This is a genomic window from Microbulbifer variabilis, from assembly GCF_020524905.1.
In the GTDB taxonomy this organism is placed as follows: domain Bacteria; phylum Pseudomonadota; class Gammaproteobacteria; order Pseudomonadales; family Cellvibrionaceae; genus Microbulbifer; species Microbulbifer variabilis_A.
The window spans coordinates 62,502-79,462 of sequence record NZ_JAIVKI010000019.1; the positions used below are offsets into that span (position 1 = coordinate 62,502).

A 16,961-nucleotide genomic window follows, 5' to 3' on the forward strand; every position below is an offset into this window, starting at 1 on the left:
CGAAAAGGCCGCATCAATTGATGCGGCCTTTTTTTATCCTGTAACCATTTGAGTTGATGCCACTTTCCATAATAAGTGGATTTAAGTATTCCTATACTGGTGGTTTCAAGTTGGGTAGATTGAAATATATTAGGTGAGGTATTGGGTGGTTTTTAAGTGCTATTACAGAATGGTGTTTACTAAGGGATTAAGTTTTTAAATTTTTCATTATCACTAAAAATATAAGTTAATCCGGTATGGGGATCTAAGTATCCCTGCTTAGGCTTTATGTATTGAAGAAAGGGGCCTGTTTTGGTGAGGCTTAATAGGATATGGCGTGGGTTGTTTGGATCGCCCTCAAGATGGTAGTCTTCAATTTTGCAGCAGATCCCAAAGGTTTCCTTAAGGTATTCGAATGATAATCGCCACTTATCAATTGGATATTCATGTGCTGGAAAGTTAAAGGGCACACTGACAAATGCTCGGCCAGAGATCTTTAGAATTCGTAATAGTTCGTTGATAACTCTCCAATAATGCTCAGTATGCTCCAGGAGCTCGGCGCAGATAATATAATCAACGGAATCTGCTTTATAAATATCTTTCAGGTTTTCTGCATTGGCGACGATATTGAATCCATAGTCTTCGATATCGACAAGGTCATACCTTGTGTTTATTGCTTGTAAATGCTTAAAGAGCTTATTGGTAACTGCTAAACCTAGTGTTTCGCCTTGTCCCGAGCCCAGTAAAAGCACATGAGAGTTTGCTGGTATTTTATCCCACTCCCGGTTTAAGAAATAATTTCTAATAGCTGGAACGCCAAAATAATCGTAGTCTACTTGAGCGCCTTCATCGGATTTTATCCAGGGGATAGAGATTTCCTTGAATTGCTCCCTCTTTAAGGAAAAAATAGAGTTTTTATTATCCTGGCACTTTAACTTAAAATGAAATTTTTTAAGTATTTCAAAAATTCTGGTATTGGTTTTAGTTCGTCTAACTAGAATTTCTACCTTGTTAGTATGTTTGAACCATGTTTTCAACAGTTCATTCAGAATCTTTCCCTCGAAATCACCAAAACTGATCATGCTACAAGAAATGGTGCCATTGTTGACAATTGATGTTGACCCATTGGTGGTTACTGTAAATGCAGCCTGAATCCCAAGGGATTCTCCTCCATCTTTCACAGAAACAGAATAAATCCTTCCACCGGATTCTAGTATTGCTCGTATGTAATCGGTTGATTCATTAATTGAGGATAGTTTTCTCGGGTTAAAGTTTAACCGGTTTGTCCTAAAGAACAGCTCGGCAACCCGGTAAAGCTCTTCTTCACTGGCTGGAGAACCAATTTGTATTGATCGATTTCTCGAATAAAGGAACTCTTTGTCAGATTTATCAAAGTGTGCTCTGGCATCAAAAAATTTTAGGGCGTGTCGATATTTTTTGTATCGATCTTTAATGCTTCTTTCGGTGGATATAGGATCTTTAAGGTATGAATTCTTTTGAAGTATTCGCCACTCTTTGAAGTCGAGTACATGTAGTTCTGGAAATAGCGCCCGGGCATCGCTTCTTTCTAGCGGGTTATCATCTATAAAAACTGAACTGGAAGGTTTAAGTGAGAGTTGCTGAAAAAGTGCGTGTATATTGTCCGTTTTAGGCTGCCAGTTGGCAATGACGGTTAAAAAAATTTCTTTATTGATGTTGAGTTTTTGAATCGCTACCTGTATATCATTTTTATCGTTTTTGCTTATTCCTATTATGACAACTCCTTTTCTATATAGATCAACAAGATAGTGATAGTAATCAGAATTAAGATGGGGTATTTCGCCTTCTGCAATGGAGCCCTGCCAAAGGGTTCCATCAAAATCTGTAATTAAATTCTTTATTTCAGCGGATTCAATGTTTTTCATGCGGAAACTCTACGACCAAAAGTTAGCATGTTGATTTTGCATTTACATATATGGCTGGCAGTTTTTGAGTATTTCTTTACTGCTAGTGGCGACGCCGAATTTTGCAATACAAAATCAAATATATTCAGCTATGTGCTTTATTTGTCAGTGATCATGGTGATCAGCTAAGTCTAGCAATGTTTTATATATTAGTTGGTTTTATGTTTGAAAGGCCTGCTGCAGTCCCGTCCTTTGGGACTTTTGGATGGTTAGTGTTCAATATCTAACTGGAGGTTAGTCAATATCTTGCGAATATTCAAATGAAACAAATTTTTGATGTCCTTAGTTACCCCCTAATCTGCTTTAGTGGTATTAAATAGTCGTTTATCAAATATTAGAAGCTTGCTTATGGTTTGGAGCCGGTTGGTAAGCGCTAACAGTTCTCTGTTTGTTGGATCATTGATACAAGGTGCTTACCAGAAAAGTTATACGGGCGTACTACGAATCCTTGGTAAAGACCTGGAAGTGCATACTGGCCTATTTTCTTTAGCGACAGCATTATTGAAGTAGGTATGGGCTCCCTTGGTAAGCTTTTATCATTCGAGTTTTATCGCTAGAGAAAATGAAATGGAGTGTGTACTGAGGGAAAGCTGAAAAATTTCGCAATATTTCTGTAGACAATGCAGGTTGTGGATGTTAGGTAGAGCCATTTTCATATATCTTCAAGGTCCGTCCCACTAAATTTCCTAGCGTTACAGCTGTTGATATTTTGGGGTATTACCCAGCTATATTTTACCCTTACCCTTTGTTTATCTTGCTATTTGAAGATAGTGATCTGCTGATATCACTTTTTTTTCTATTGATTTTTGTTGGACGGTAAAGTCAAGCGAGTAGTGTGTCCATGATGGCTATCCTAGAATTCAGAAAAGGAACCGATAGTGCTGCAAAGGTGCATTCAGAAAGAAATTGGGTTTTAGCGAAATACTTGTTTCCACTAAGAGGCATATTATCTTTTGGTAGGTATTTCTATCCCAAGAATGCTGGTTAGGCAGTGAGTGTTTATCTTTTGGGTTCTTGTTGACACTTTACGATTGACTTGGGATGTGTATCTTGCCTGATTGGTCTTCACATGGATATTCCAGATTATTGATCACTTACGTAATACCTCCTCAGAATTAAATAGCCATCCCAGTTCAAATTTTTTAAAAGTAGCTGAACTGTAAAAATCAGCTCCAAGTTTCTCTGACTTCACCTATGGAGTTGTGTACTGGATACTGTAAGTGAGAAGTGTCCATAAAATTAAAATTCTATTTCAAAAATATTTTTTTACTTTCAGTTGTTCATTTTGCTTTCGTTGATTGAATTCCTATCGACCTTGAAACTTTATCGCTGTATTCTTGCCGGCGTCGGTGTGCTCCATGGAATTTTTTGATTTAGATCAAGTGAGTACGTCGTCTTTCAAAGCCTTGAACACCAGATTAGGTTATAAATCCGTAAATTTTCAGAGAAGGAACATGAAAATGAAAAAATTAACCGGTGCAGTGCTGGGGGTTTCCACAAGTTTGGCCTTAATGAGTCAATCGGCGCTGGCTTCAAGTCAGCTAGAGAATCCTAGTATTCCGAGCTTCACTGCAAGTGAATTTGCGAAATTGGAAGAGCAATTCACAGCAAAAAGAGTGATGGTCGATGGCAAACTCTATCAGTTAACTGGTGACATGCTGGAGCTGGTTCAGCAGGAGTCCGGGCAAGTTGGTATCATGTCAGCTTTTGAGCTATCAGCAAATAAATGGCCTGAAGGTATTGTCTATTATGATTTCTATAAGGATGTAACGGAAGAAAACCGCCTACGCTTCTGGGAAGCCACCAAGGTTTGGGAAGAAGTCGCAGATTTAAAGTTTGAGCAACGCACGAATCAAACCAATTATATCTATGTACGTAATGGCAGTGAAAATCGCTCAATGGTTGGAATGTCCGGCGGTGGGCAGTTTTTCAGTATGAACAACTGGGATAAAAAGTATATTATTGTTCACGAGCTGGGTCACGCAATTGGCATGAGGCATGAGCAACAGCGTTCGGATCGGGATCAATATGTGATGATCCTTAAAGATAATATAAAGCCTGCATATATCTACAACTTTGATATTCGTCAATCTCACAATTACAGCGAGTATGACTTCCTGTCTGTGATGCACTATCCCTCCAGGGCATATAGTGTTAATGGGGATGCAACTATTGTCCCAAAGAAAGGCTATGAGAAATATGATGGCATTGTGGGGCAACGTTTCGACCTCGGAGCTGGTGATCAGGTGGGGGCGGCTTCCCACTACGGTGCAGTGAATATCAATATTCCTGATCCGGCATTTAAGTCTTATCTGCTTGCCTATTTTGATAGCGATAACGATGGTGAAATTAGCAGTTTAGAGGCTGCAAAAGTAGAGGAAATCCAGACTCCTGGGAATGGTGAAATTCAGTCGCTGCAGGGTATCCATCTATTTCGATATCTAAAACATCTGACCGCAGTCAATGAAAACCTGACGGAAATTCCAGAGCTGCCCAAGCGCTTGGAATCCTTAAATTTTGCGGGCAATTATTTGGACGCAGCTCAATTTGAGTGGGTATTGGATAAGCCCTTCCTGAAAGATGTGGATGTTACCAATAATCTATTAGATGTTTACTCCTGTGAAATGCTCACCCTAATGAATGGTGTGATGAAAGGTGGCAATATCCAATACAGTCCGGTTAAAGGTGGTGGCACATTTATTTGTGATGAGGAGGCGGAGCGAACGCTAATTTCGGGTAAACCAAGGGTCGATTTAAGGGCTAAAGGTGAAAAGCTATTCCATATCGATGTCCCTGAAAATGCTCAAAAGCTGACTGTTCAAACAGAAGAGTCGGGAACAGGCGGCGAGATGAATGTTTATGTCGCTTACAACCGTCAGCCCAGTACCACAGATTTTGATTTCAGTTCAGAAAATGCCGGTAACCTCGAAAATATACAGATTGCTTCGCCAGAGCAAGGCCGCTGGTATGTACTGTTATCACCGGTCGAGCGTTCTTTTGAAGGTGTCGATTTGACTGCAACTCTGGATTTGGGTGGAGAGCCAGCTAATGAGCTTGTTAATCAACAGCAGATTGCCGGATTGGTTGCCGCTACTGGAGAAGCATTGCATTTCACTCTGACCGTTCCAGAAAATGCTTCTGACTTAAATTTTGTAATGACTGGCGGCACTGGCGATGCGGATCTTTACGTGCGCTTTGGAGAGAAACCAACAGAATCTGTCTATGATTATCGTCCCTATTTAGGTGGTAATGAAGAGGCCGTTTCAATAGCCAATCCGAAAGCGGGTGTATGGCATGTTATGCTATTGGGCTATACGGATTTTGAAGATGTCACTTTAATGGGCTCCTTCACGGAGTCTACCTCTGAGTTCCTATTAGCAGGAGAGACAACCGCAGATTTGGATGGTAAGGCGGGTGAGATGCTCACTTTTAAGGTGCAGGTGCCAGAGGGCGCAGATAAGCTTTCCATTGCGACCGGGCCATCATTTATTGGTTCTCTCGGCGATTCCGACTTGTATATCAAGTATGGTGAGCAAGCCTCGGCAACCAATGCGGATTATTTCTCTGAAAACTGGAGCAGCCATGAGTCTATTGATGTGAATACGCCTCAAGCAGGTATCTGGCATGTGGCTGTTTATGGTTACACTGACTTTGAAAATCTCTGGTTAAGTGTTGATTACTAACACCTAGCAGGTAGTTAATTTATGGGTAATGGAGTGGTTTAATCTAAAATAACTCCATTACCCGTTTTCAATCTTTTTTGGAAGCTGCTTTACTTTGAGTTCGTTTCGAGTTGACTTTGATTTTTTAAGGCTTGCTATGCAAACTCTCAAGCCTGATAAAATTTAAGTCTGTTAAGCGAGAGAAAGACAAAGCTTATCTCTTACTTCCATAAGCGCAAAACCTAAAAGATTAAGACCTTTCCAGGTGTTCGGGTCTTGTGCTTTAGAACTGTCTTGAGCCAAGCCAATTCCCCAGATTTTATCGACAGGGCTGGCCTCCACTAAGACCCTGTTCTCTGTATTGAGCAGGAATTCCTTTAGTTCAATATTTTGGGAGAACTTGGCAAGGTTGGCATTAACCACTATATCGAATCGATTTTCCTCCCAGATCTTCTGGTTAAAACCAACAACCTGCCGACCTATGCTCTTCGCCTCGCCCGGATTGGATGAAGCCAAAACTTTCTTACATGCGTTGCTATCCCCAAATAGTTTGGCCTTGTGATACATCATGTAGTGTTCAGCTGTAATAAAATGATGTCCTTCTTCTTCGAATTTGGAATCGGACCATTGGCTAAAGCAGCTCTTGGAGACTTGCTTTCCTTTTTCTTGATGCCCCCAAAAGAAGAGGTATTTGACCTTGTTTCCTTTGTTTACGAAGTCGATAAGTTGATCTCTTGACTTAATATTCATTTTTCCTCCGGCTGCTGACTTCTGGATTTCTAATGCCAGAATCTAAGGCCAATGAGTTGGTCGATTAACTACTGCGGACTCACTTTTTTAAGGGCATTGTATGCAACCTGGGCTTTGATAGGGCCCAGATTGCATACTTATTAATAGAGGTTTACAAAAGCACCGAGCGATTTATAAAGAGGTGATAGTGGCAAGCCAATTATAATTTTCGTTGAAAAACTTTTTCTCCCTCAACCCATGTCTGCAAAACCTGTACCTGCCAGATCTCTTGTGGATCTATTTCAAAAATATTCTTATCAATCAGAATAAAATCGGCAAACTTACCGGGTTGTAGATTGCCTATTACTTTCTCCTGATGACTGGCGTAGGCAGCGTCCAGGGTAAATGCGCGCAGAGCTTGCTCTAGAGTCATTGCTTCTTCGGTGCGCCAGCCCTTGCTGGGATTGCCCTGGCGATCGCGACGGGTCACTGCGGCGTGAAGGCCAAACAGGGGATTGGCGGGTTCAACCGGGAAGTCGGAGCCGGCAGCGATGGGTGTGCCCTGATTAAGAAGTGTCTGCCAGGCGTAGGCGCCAATTAAGCGTTTCTCACCCAAGCGGTCGCCAGCCATATTTTTATCGCTAGTGGCGTGTGTGGGTTGCATGGAGGCTATTAGATGGAGTTGGGCAAAGCGCGGAATATCCTTTACTTCAATGACCTGCGCATGCTCTACGCGGTGGCGATATTCTTGCTGGCTTTTCTTTTTATTTAAGGTTTCAAGATGATTGAGCACAATATGGTTGGCTCTATCGCCAATCGCATGTACGTTCACCTGGAAATTATTATCAGTTGCCAGCTTGAGCAGAGATAGCATTTTGCTCTCGGGGTAGAGCAGCAGCCCATTTTCCTGAGGGCGATCGTGGTAGGGTTCCAGCAGTGCTGCACCACGGCTGCCCAGGGCACCATCGGCAGATAACTTAATACTGCGCATATACAGCCTCGCTTCGGGGCTGCCGATATGGCCAGCTTTCAGCAACTTGGCATAGTTGTGGCTGTCTACCGACAACATCGGGTATACCCGCATAGGGATAGCATTTTCGTCGGCCAGCTGCCGATAGGCTTTGAGGGTTTGCTCGTTGATACCCGCATCGTGCACACTGGTCAAACCCAGAGAAAGGGTTGTAGCAAAGGCATTTTGTAGGGATTTTTTCTCCTGAGCCAGAGTGGGAGAGGGGACTGCCTTCTCTAACAGGTTCATTGCATTGTCAATTAAGATCCCTGTGGGTTCGCCCTTGCTATCCCGCAGAATGTCACCGCCCTCGGGGGCCTGGGTACTCTTGTCGATACCGGCAAGATGTAGGGCCTTGGAGTTGGCCCAGCCAGCGTGGCCGTCTACCCGTCGCAACCAGATGGGGTGATCGATCTCCAGGGCATCCAGTTGCTTCCGGCTGGGGAATTGCTTGCCGGGCCAGGTGACTTGGTTCCAGCCGCGCCCGAGCAGCCATTGGCCTGGTTCCAACCCTTCAGCATGGCGCTTAATCGCCGCGAGGGAACCTTCCAGAGACTGGTCGCGCAGATCCAGTAATTCATTGAGTTGTCCAAGGCCTAACATATGCCCGTGAGCATCAATCAGGCCGGGCAGCAGAGTCTTGCCTTTGGCATCCACTCTCTCGGCATCGGGATACTTTTTATCCAGCTCGGCAATATTGCCAGTCTCCAGCACCTTGCCTTGGTCGAAGGCCATGGCAGAGAACTGAATTAGCGCTTTATCCGTTGTTTGATAGCCTGAGAAGTTGTGGATGAGTGTTACTGCCTGGGAGCTGATAGAGGAGGCGGTGAGTAGTGTCGCCGCTAGAGCTTGGGCTAGACGCATGGTGGAGTGCCTTGTTGTTATCATCGTTGACCATTCTATGGTGGCTTTATGCCACCTGAAAAGCGGTGTGAAAGAGAGGTGTATACCTTTCAATTGATATGCGCCTGGTGCACGCCTAGCTTGACCAACGGTTTGCTTGCCTGTTGCTAAAGAGGTTTAAAGGCTGGCCAAGCAACGACAGCAGTTAATAGGGTCTAATTGACACTTAGTCTCTGGAGAGTAATAATTTTCATGGGATTTCCTGGATAGACCGGGGAAGGAAAAATACAGCAAGGAGTTTGCTGCAATGCAAAGAGATTATGATTTTGCCGTTTTTATCGGCCGTTTCCAGCCATTTCATTCTGGCCATTTGGCGGTGATTAAAGAAGGGCTCGCTCAAGCGAGCCATTTGATTGTTTTAATCGGTTCGGCGCACCAACCTAGAAGCCCCCGTAACCCGTGGACCCATGAGGAGCGAGAATCCTTTATTCGGGCTTGCTTCTCAGACTCGGAGGGCAAGCGCCTCACCTGCTTACCGTTAATGGATGTGCCCTATAACGATGAGCTGTGGGTGCGGAATGTTCAGAGTTCCGTGGCTGGCATAGTGACAGCGCTCCATTCAATTCCCCATCAGCCTGCAACAATTGCATTGATTGGGCATCATAAGGACCACACAGGTTTTTACTTGAATTTGTTTCCCCAGTGGGGATCACTGGCGGTAGAGAATTACCGGGAGATCAGCGCAACTCCACTGCGTGAGGGGCTTTTTACCGATGGGGCAGAGTCATTTCTTGAAACACTAAAGCAAGATACCGTGATACCGCCTGCGGTGATTGCAGAGTTGGAGCGCTACATAGCCACGAATCCCGCTTACGGGGCAATGCGTGAGGAGATGGCCTTTATCCATCGCTATAAAGCCTCCTGGCAGGCGGCTCCGTATCAGCCTACCCATGTGACGGTAGATGCGGCGGTGGTGCAATCTGGGCATATATTGTTGATTGAGCGTCGCGCTTACCCCGGCAAAGGGTTATGGGCACTGCCCGGTGGGTTTGTCGATCCCCATGAAAAGCTGGTGGATGCTTGCCTGCGCGAATTGCGTGAGGAGACTCGATTGAAAGTGCCGCTTCCGGTGCTGAAGGGCTCAATCAAAAAGCAGGATGTCTTTGATGAACCCCACCGCTCAGCTCGCGGTAGAACGATTACCCACGCTTACTATTTAGAGTTGCAGCCCAGTCAGCAACTGCCCAAAGTGAAGGGTGGTGATGATGCGAAGAGGGCGCGCTGGGTACCGCTTGCGAATCTCAAGCCGACGGAAATGTTTGAGGATCATTACTACATTATTCAATCACTACTGGGCAGTGCCTGAGCTGGAGGCTTTGCCGATACCCGACGGCTAACTGGCATATTTTCTCCTTTAGTCCTTAAACGGGTATGCAATAAAACACGTTTACCTGCAGATACGATTGCCGCGCTCTCCGCGGCAATCCAGCTCCCTTTTTTCTTCCCCTTGCCTCTATCTGATTGGTTCCACTGTTATTTCCTTCTTTGATTCAATATTTCTACGGGATTGATTCGCTGATGGATAACCAATCCTTTCAATAAGGGCTTGACATGCTGGAGTCCTATGGACACTATATGTGTGTTGGTGGCTTAAGGACTCTAAGTGCGAGAAAACTTTTAGCCCAATCCATCAGGTTGCACTGGATAGACCGGTGCAGGTAAACACTCACGGAGGATTTCCGGTATGCATCACTACAACCCCATTCTGAATGTCGATAGCTACAAAACCAGCCACTACCTGCAGTACCCACAAGGTACACAAACTGTGAGCAGCTATATCGAGAGCCGTGGGGGGCAATTTAAGGAGGCGGTGTTCTTTGGGCTACAGGCTTTTATCAAGCAATACCTTACCACCCCGATTACCGCAGCAGATATTGATGAGGCCGAAGAGCTGTGCCTAGCCCATGGAGTCTCCTTTAATCGTATGGGCTGGGAGCATATTCTCAACAAACACCAAGGATTTCTGCCTATAGAGATTCAGGCTGTTGCGGAAGGAACTGTGTTGCCGGTACAAAATGTGATGGCTCAGGTGGTCAATACAGACCCGGAATGCTTTTGGTTGACCAGTTATGTGGAAACCGCTTTGCTGCGAGCGGTCTGGTATCCGACGACGGTAGCCACATTGAGCCGTGAGGGCAAAAAAATGATTCAGAAATATCTGCAGGAAACTGCCGAAAACCTGGAAGGACTTCCGTTTAAATTGCATGACTTTGGAGCCCGCGGTGCCAGCAGTGAAGAAACAGCGGCCATTGGGGGCTTGGCACACCTGGTGAATTTTCAGGGGACCGATACCTTAAGTGCAATTCTGGCTGGGCGCCGTTTCTACCATGCACCCATGGCTGGATTTTCTATTCCCGCAGCTGAACACAGCACTATGACCAGTTGGGGGCGGGCGCATGAAGCTGATGCCTATGCCAATATGCTCAAAGCATTCTCTGGAGATGGGCGACTGCTGGCAGTTGTGAGTGATAGCTATGATCTATGGAATGCCCTTGAGAATATTTGGGGTGGTGAGTTAAAAGAGCAAGTTGAAAATAATGGTGGCACATTGGTTATCCGCCCTGACAGCGGCGATCCTGTCCAGATCGTAACCCAAACCATTGAACGGCTCATGCGGATTTTTGGGGCGCGAATCAACAAGAAAGGGTACCGGGTTCTGCCTGATTTTATTCGCGTGATTCAGGGAGACGGGGTCTCTCTCCAGGTCATTGAGGAAATTTTAGCGGCAATGAAAACCTGCAGGCAGAGCGCGGATAATATTGCCTTTGGTATGGGGGGCGAATTATTGCAAAAGGTCAATCGAGACACGATGAAATTTGCAATGAAGGCGAGTGCCGTTAAGGTCAATGGTGTGTGGAGAGACGTTTACAAAGATCCTATTACTGATACCGGCAAGAGATCTAAAAAAGGACGCCTGGCACTGGTTCGCCGTGGAGATGGGCAGTACCAAACGATCCGCGAACAGCAATTAGGGGAATGTATGAATCAACTTCGCCCGGTATTTCGCGATGGCAAGCTGTTGATCGATCAGGACTTTGAGGCCGTCCGCTTACTGGCAGAAATACCCACTCAGGAGGGGATGCTGGCAATAGCTGTCTGAGCTCTTCTTATCACATAGCGTCAAGAGCCGGTTTATGCCGGCTTTACCATTCATTGGCGACTGATAGCCCAACCTTATAGAGATCTTCTGCCAAGGTGTGAATTTCTTCCGACAAAGAAATTTGCCGGGTCCATTGCTCAGGTATTCCAGAAACTCCGTAGTAAGCTCCGGCTATTTGTCCGCATATGGCCGCCGTTGTATCGGCATCGTTGCCAATATTGGCGGCCAAAAGAATAGCTTCCCGAAAACTATTGGTATTGAAAAAACACCAAAGGGCTGATATCAGGGATTCAATCACGTAACCACTTCCGGTCAACTCTTCATAGCGCTGGTCTAGAAATTGCCCACTGGCAATGTTTTTTACCTTTCCGGTAGTTGGTGTTTGTTCGATAGAACTTAGAAGGTTGCTTCTTTCGATGCCATTAAATGTGGAAAGTATAAGGTTGCAGAACAATTTACAGCTTTCGATGCACTCGTCCGAGCCATGAGTGGTTCTGGAGCTTTCCCCTGCAAAATAAATAGCATCTGAAACTGTTGAAGAAAAAAATATGGGAATTGGCGCCAAGCGCATGAGTGAACCATTACCTGACGAGCGAGTAGATGTTGAACCACTAAAAGGATCACCTGTTTGCAGGTATCGATTTAGAGCGGATGAAACTGTTGCACCAATATCGAAACACTCACCCGTAGAGCTCATATACCCATACTGGTACCAATTACAGTAACGATTCATCTGATCAGTTGCACTGAAGCCTTTTTTCTGGAGTAAACTGTGCCCCAGGCAGAGCGCCATGGAAGTATCATCGGTCCATTGCCCTTTTTCTAATCCAAATGGACCTCCACCTTCCATATCCGAAAGAGGGGTGAAATCCCCCTTGCGTTTAAACTCCAACGTGGTGCCCACGGCATCACCGCAAGCGAGTCCGACTAAACAGCCTTTTACTTTGTCTAGTGTTTCAATATTCACGTGCAAAATCCTTCTTAAATCTGCTTGAGTGTGATGATTAAATTAAATCAGTGGCCATCGGGTAGGGTTATTGCTCCAGATTCCGCACAAACGTATATTTCCCAGAGCCGGCACGCAAACTGTACAGCGTGGCTGGACGACCTCGCTCAGTACGTTTTTCACCGGTATCTGCCAGAAGTTCCGCCTGCTCAATTCTCCTGCGGAAAGACTTTTTCTGTAGAGGCTTGCCAATAATGACTTCGTGCACTTGTTGAAGCTCGGGCAGGGTGAATTTCCTTGGCAGTGCGTAGGCGGGGATAATGCTGTAAAGAGCCTTTTGAATAAGGCGTTCATGTGCCTTATTGATAATTTTGAGATGGTCAAAGGCCAAGTGCATTTTCTTGACTTTCTCGATAGGAAGCCAGGCGACATCGGAGATCGTTTCTAATTTGCTTTCACAGGCCTGGTGAGCGATCAGAGCCGTGTAACAGATGGTTACAGACCAGCCCCGCTTATCTCTGCAGGCGCCACCAAAGGTACCTAGCTGCTCAACATAAGGAGGGACAACCCCTGTTTTCTCCTTGAGCTTTCGGGTGACCGTATCCTCTAGGGTTTTATCTTCGTTCTCGGAAATAAAACCGCCCGGTAGCGCCCATTTCCCTTTCTCGGGATGATTGGAGCGTTCCACCAGCAATACTTTGAGTTGTCCATCTTGATAAGTAAACAAGACGGCATCTACGGTAACTAGAGGGGCTTCAAAGCTACCCTTGTTGTAGGCGGCGAGGAATTCTTTCTCGTTCATTGCTTCACTAAGTGTCAGTTGGTCACTTATGGTAGCTGCCTAGCCCTGTGTACTCAAGGGGTTGGAGGAGTAAACAAATTTTTCTTGGAGCCTGAATAGAGCAAAATGAGAGGGGCACTATGTCACGCTGGCTGATGATTACTGGGTTGATTCTTCTAGTAATAGGAGTAGCACTGCACTTTGCCCCCTGGCTATTTAATTGGTTTGGTCGGTTGCCGGGGGATATTCGTATTGAATCTGGGCGCACGCGTTTTTATTTTCCCATTGTCTCGATGATTATTGTTAGCCTGATATTAAGCCTCTTAATTAACCTGTTTCGCAGGTAAATATTGTATTGATGCAAGAGAATAAAAAAAGGCCGCATGGGGGCGGCCGCAAGGGACTTATAGGAGAGTATGAACTAGGAGAGTATGAGAAGAGGAGCGTGCATTCTCCGCTAATCAAAAAAAGGTCATCCTTGACCTGTGTGATTAGGCCCCTGAAATTGCGCAAAAGCGCAGAGTGACTTGTATTTCAGGGGCTTTGCTGGCCGTGACCAGCGACGACGCTTCCTTGCGCCGCATCAACCTGGCGTCCACTATCTCGCCTGGTTAATAATCAAAATATGAACTTTAAAAGTCGTACTTGAGCGATGCAGAGAAAGTACGGCCCGGAGCAGAGTTTACGTAGATATCGCTGCCTTCATCCCAGCCAGCGACATTCAGGTAGGGCACATACTCTTTGTCGAATAGATTGTTGACGGCCAGGTTGAGCGATACCTGCTCCATCAACTGATAGCCCAGCGTCCAGTCTACAGAGCCGTAATTTGGAGTCTTTACTTCGCCTTCATTGACGCGTTCCATGCGGTCCGCCCAGCGCACTAGCACTTGGCTGGAAAGCTGCGCGCTTGTGTAGCTAGCACCCACTACACCGGAAAGCGGGTTGATACTGCTGAGGTATTCCCCGGTAGTATCGTTTTCACCGCGTTGATAGCTGGCATTAGCAAATAGCTCGAATGCAGGTGATAGATACCAATTCGCGCTCAGTTCAACCCCTTTGATCGTCACAGAGTCGATATTCTGGTATTGGTATTGCTCAAATACGTGCGAGAAACTGCCATCGTTGTTAAAGAAAGTTTCGCTGTCAATGAGTGCTGTTTCGAGGAAGTCATCATACTCGGTATAGAAGGCGGCAGCGCTGAAGGCGATGGGGCCCAGGTGTCCACGCAGGCCGAGCTCAAAAGTATCGCTGGTTTCAGGAGACAGGTCGTCCGCTGGCAATACTTCATAAGCATAGGTAGAAGTGGGTTGCAGGTAATGCTCGATATAGGCCAGATCATAGGCCGGTACTTTGAATCCCTGACCATACTGCGCGAAGGCAGACAAGCGGGAGTTGATTTTATATAGGGCACCCAGATTGAAGGAGAAGTTGCTCTCTTCGATCGTGGCAAAGGCTGTGCCGTCAGCTTTCTCTGCGCCATCGGGGTCCATTTCGTACCAGTCGTAGCGTACCCCTGGGGTTACAACCAGCTGGTCATTGGCAAAAGTCATTTCATCGTTCAGGAATAAGCCCGCGCGGGAGACGGTATTTTCCGGGAATTTTTCGGTAGTCACATCCAGGGTGGAACTGCCTTCCACTTCGCGGTACTGGTGAACGGTACGGCGGCTTTCGGTTTTTTCTAGATCGAGGCCATATCCCAGGGTGTGAGTCTCATTCAGGGCCTTGCTGGCATTGGAGAGGAAGCCAATAGTCTCTTGGCTATAAAGGCCAGTTTCCCACATATCACGAATTTCAAGAACTCCGAACATCGGGGCATTGATGTCCAGCTGGCCATACTGCTCGTCTTGCTGTTCGGATTCGTTTTTATACAGGCTGATATTTAGTTGGTCATAGACTGCACTAGGGGTCTCGCTGTGGTAACGCAGTTGGTAAGCGCGGACCTCTTTGTCGGAGTTCGATTCTTCCTTGACGATGCTGTAGCCGTAATCGGCCAGTCCACGGAAGTAGTGAAGCAGGCCATCGGCACTGTTACCGGTGCTTTCCTGATTCCAGTGATCGATGCTGAAACTGACAAAGTCCTCGCCGCCCAAGTTGTACTTGGCCTTGTAGAGCAGACTCTTGGATTCAATATCGAAGGGGTCCTGATTCTCGTCGAAATTTTGTTGCTCTTCGCCATCGCGGAAGGTGGTATGCAGCAGTTGTTCAAAGTTGCCGGTGCGAAGAGCCAGGGTAGGGGAGATGTGTGATTGATTGGTAATACCGGTGTATCCGGTTTTAATCGCACCGCCGAACTGCTCTCCATCCTCTAAGTAGTCGCTGGCATCTTTGGTGGTGAATACCACGATGCCGGCCAGTGCGTCAGAACCGTATAAAGAAGACGCAGCGCCCTTGGCCACCTCTACCTGTTTCAAGGTATCTATTTCAATAAAGCCGCGGCCCACGATGTCATTTTTACCATTGGCTCCATAGCCCTCGTTAACCCGCATACCGTCTTTGATAATCAGTACCCGATCGCCACCCATGCCGCGTACCAGGATATTTTGTGCGCTGCCGGCGGCACCGGTAACTTCCACTCCGGGCTCGTATTGGAACAGCTGGTTCATGTCGTTCAGCTGCAGCTGTTCAATTTCATCATTGGTGACAACAGAAACGCTTCCTGCGACATCTTTCAGCGGTTTTTCCGCGCGGCCACTGACAACGATCAGTTCCAGGTCGTTGCTGGCAGCCGAACTTGAGGTTCCGGCTTGCAGGTTAGTGGCGGAGGCCAAGCCCAGTAAGGCCGCTGCGAGAGGGCGAAGTTTCATGGTGTTGTCCTTGGGGTGAATTCTGTACTTCAGCTTTGTCTGTTAGCTGGAGGTGAGATAAATCAGCTCGGCTATCAGCTGGAGGGGATTATATGGATGATTTTCTTAATGTAAAGCTAAATGCGAATCAGTATCAATTAGATTAAATTTGACGTTAGTGGGGAGTTCCGCTAGTTTCCGCGGCCATTGATACAGAGCGAAAGTGCTGGGCTGAGGAGGCTTGCAATGAATATTTCGATAATTGAGAACCTGATGGCGGATGTGGCCGACTTGTTTATGGCCCCGGTTCTACTGGCGATTCTGGTTCTTTTTGTTTACTCGTTGTACGCAACGGGGCGCTTTCTCTCCCTATGGATGCTGCGCCGCCGCAATGCAGGTGCCTATAGCTTGGCCTTAAAGCAAGGTCGGAAAGAGGGTCTGCCCGGCTATCAGGTGCACAATTATTACGTGCGACATCCTTTGGCATGTGATGACGAGCTGGAAGTATTTGCGCTGAAGAAACTGGAAATGTTGCGCATGGCCACTCGCATCGCGCCCATGCTGGGCTTGATCGCCACCATGATTCCTATGGGGCCGGCGTTGCGTGCCCTGGCCGATGGCAATATCCAGGGGATCAGTGAAAACCTGATTATCGCTTTTGCCGCTGTGATCTGGGGCCTCGCAATTTCCACCCTGACTTTCTGGCCTGCCTCGGTAAAGAAGCGTTGGTTTGCCGCTGAGCTGATTAACATTCGGAAATTGAAGGAGGTTGCCTGATGCGCTTCCTGGATGAAGATGAAGAGCTCAACCCGATTTTGAGTGCAGTTAATTTGATTGATGTCTTTCTGGTGATTATTGCTGCACTGCTCATCGCTATCGCTCAAAACCCATTAAACGTGTTTTCCAATGAAAAGGTCACGGTGATCAAGAATGCTGGCGAGCCCAATATGGAAGTCATCGTAAAAGATGGGGAAGAAATTAAGCAGTACAAATCCACTGGCGAAATTGGCTCGGGAGAGGGCACTCGTGCTGGTGTTGCTTACCAGATGGCCGATGGCAGCTTGGTCTATGTGCCGGAAGGAAAAGAAGAGTCCGCTAAAGACCAGGCAGCGGGGGGTAAATAGCG

Annotated in this window: 12 protein-coding genes; 6 read left to right on the forward strand and 6 right to left on the reverse strand. The window is 46.4% G+C overall.

What is annotated here, in order from left to right; all coding sequences use genetic code 11:
• Positions 1-179: 179 nt before the first annotated feature.
• On the reverse strand, positions 180-1,883 hold the full coding sequence (locus LC073_RS17875; protein ID WP_226648680.1) for an HAD-IIIC family phosphatase: 1,704 nt from the start codon (positions 1,881-1,883) through the stop codon (positions 180-182).
• Between the two features lie 1,397 nt (positions 1,884-3,280).
• Between LC073_RS17875 and LC073_RS17880 the strand changes: the two genes are divergently transcribed.
• On the forward strand, positions 3,281-5,605 hold the full coding sequence (locus LC073_RS17880) for a pre-peptidase C-terminal domain-containing protein (RefSeq protein ID WP_226648681.1): 2,325 nt from the start codon (positions 3,281-3,283) through the stop codon (positions 5,603-5,605).
• 171 nt (positions 5,606-5,776) lie between these two features.
• On the opposite strand, the gene LC073_RS17885 is transcribed toward LC073_RS17880, so the two are convergent.
• Positions 5,777-6,334: an NADAR family protein gene (locus tag LC073_RS17885; RefSeq protein WP_226648682.1), complete on the reverse strand. Its 558-nt coding sequence runs from the start codon at positions 6,332-6,334 to the stop codon at positions 5,777-5,779.
• A 199-nt stretch (positions 6,335-6,533) separates the two neighbouring features.
• Complete coding sequence (locus tag LC073_RS17890) at positions 6,534-8,186, reverse strand: amidohydrolase (protein ID WP_226648683.1); 1,653 nt, start codon at positions 8,184-8,186, stop codon at positions 6,534-6,536.
• Between the two features lie 241 nt (positions 8,187-8,427).
• On the opposite strand from LC073_RS17890, the gene LC073_RS17895 reads away from it, so the two are divergent.
• Complete coding sequence (locus LC073_RS17895; RefSeq protein WP_264190683.1) at positions 8,428-9,531, forward strand: bifunctional nicotinamide-nucleotide adenylyltransferase/Nudix hydroxylase; 1,104 nt, start codon at positions 8,428-8,430, stop codon at positions 9,529-9,531.
• A 378-nt stretch (positions 9,532-9,909) separates the two neighbouring features.
• Positions 9,910-11,325 (forward strand): nicotinate phosphoribosyltransferase, encoded by a 1,416-nt coding sequence (locus LC073_RS17900; protein ID WP_226648685.1) that lies wholly within the window; start codon positions 9,910-9,912, stop codon positions 11,323-11,325.
• Between the two features lie 43 nt (positions 11,326-11,368).
• Here the strand turns inward: LC073_RS17900 and LC073_RS17905 are convergent, their stop codons facing one another.
• Both LC073_RS17905 and LC073_RS17910 read right to left on the reverse strand, forming a co-directional pair.
• Positions 11,369-12,292 carry an ADP-ribosylglycohydrolase family protein gene (locus LC073_RS17905; RefSeq protein ID WP_226648686.1) on the reverse strand — a complete coding sequence of 308 codons (924 nt, stop codon included), beginning with the start codon at positions 12,290-12,292 and terminating at the stop codon, positions 11,369-11,371.
• 67 nt (positions 12,293-12,359) lie between these two features.
• A complete protein-coding gene (locus tag LC073_RS17910; RefSeq protein ID WP_226648687.1) occupies positions 12,360-13,073 on the reverse strand; it encodes an NUDIX hydrolase in 714 nt (237 codons plus the stop codon).
• 119 nt (positions 13,074-13,192) lie between these two features.
• On the opposite strand from LC073_RS17910, the gene LC073_RS17915 reads away from it, so the two are divergent.
• Positions 13,193-13,399, forward strand: a complete 207-nt coding sequence (locus tag LC073_RS17915; protein ID WP_152453968.1) for a DUF2905 domain-containing protein — start codon at positions 13,193-13,195, stop codon at positions 13,397-13,399.
• A gap of 285 nt (positions 13,400-13,684) precedes the next feature.
• Here the strand turns inward: LC073_RS17915 and LC073_RS17920 are convergent, their stop codons facing one another.
• A complete protein-coding gene (locus LC073_RS17920) occupies positions 13,685-15,856 on the reverse strand; it encodes a TonB-dependent hemoglobin/transferrin/lactoferrin family receptor (protein WP_226648688.1) in 2,172 nt (723 codons plus the stop codon).
• 225 nt (positions 15,857-16,081) lie between these two features.
• Between LC073_RS17920 and LC073_RS17925 the strand changes: the two genes are divergently transcribed.
• Complete coding sequence (locus LC073_RS17925) at positions 16,082-16,612, forward strand: MotA/TolQ/ExbB proton channel family protein (protein WP_226648689.1); 531 nt, start codon at positions 16,082-16,084, stop codon at positions 16,610-16,612.
• Positions 16,612-16,959 carry a DUF2149 domain-containing protein gene (locus LC073_RS17930; RefSeq protein ID WP_226648690.1) on the forward strand — a complete coding sequence of 116 codons (348 nt, stop codon included), beginning with the start codon at positions 16,612-16,614 and terminating at the stop codon, positions 16,957-16,959. Before LC073_RS17925 ends, LC073_RS17930 begins: the two co-directional genes overlap by 1 nt.
• Positions 16,960-16,961 lie beyond the last annotated feature (2 nt).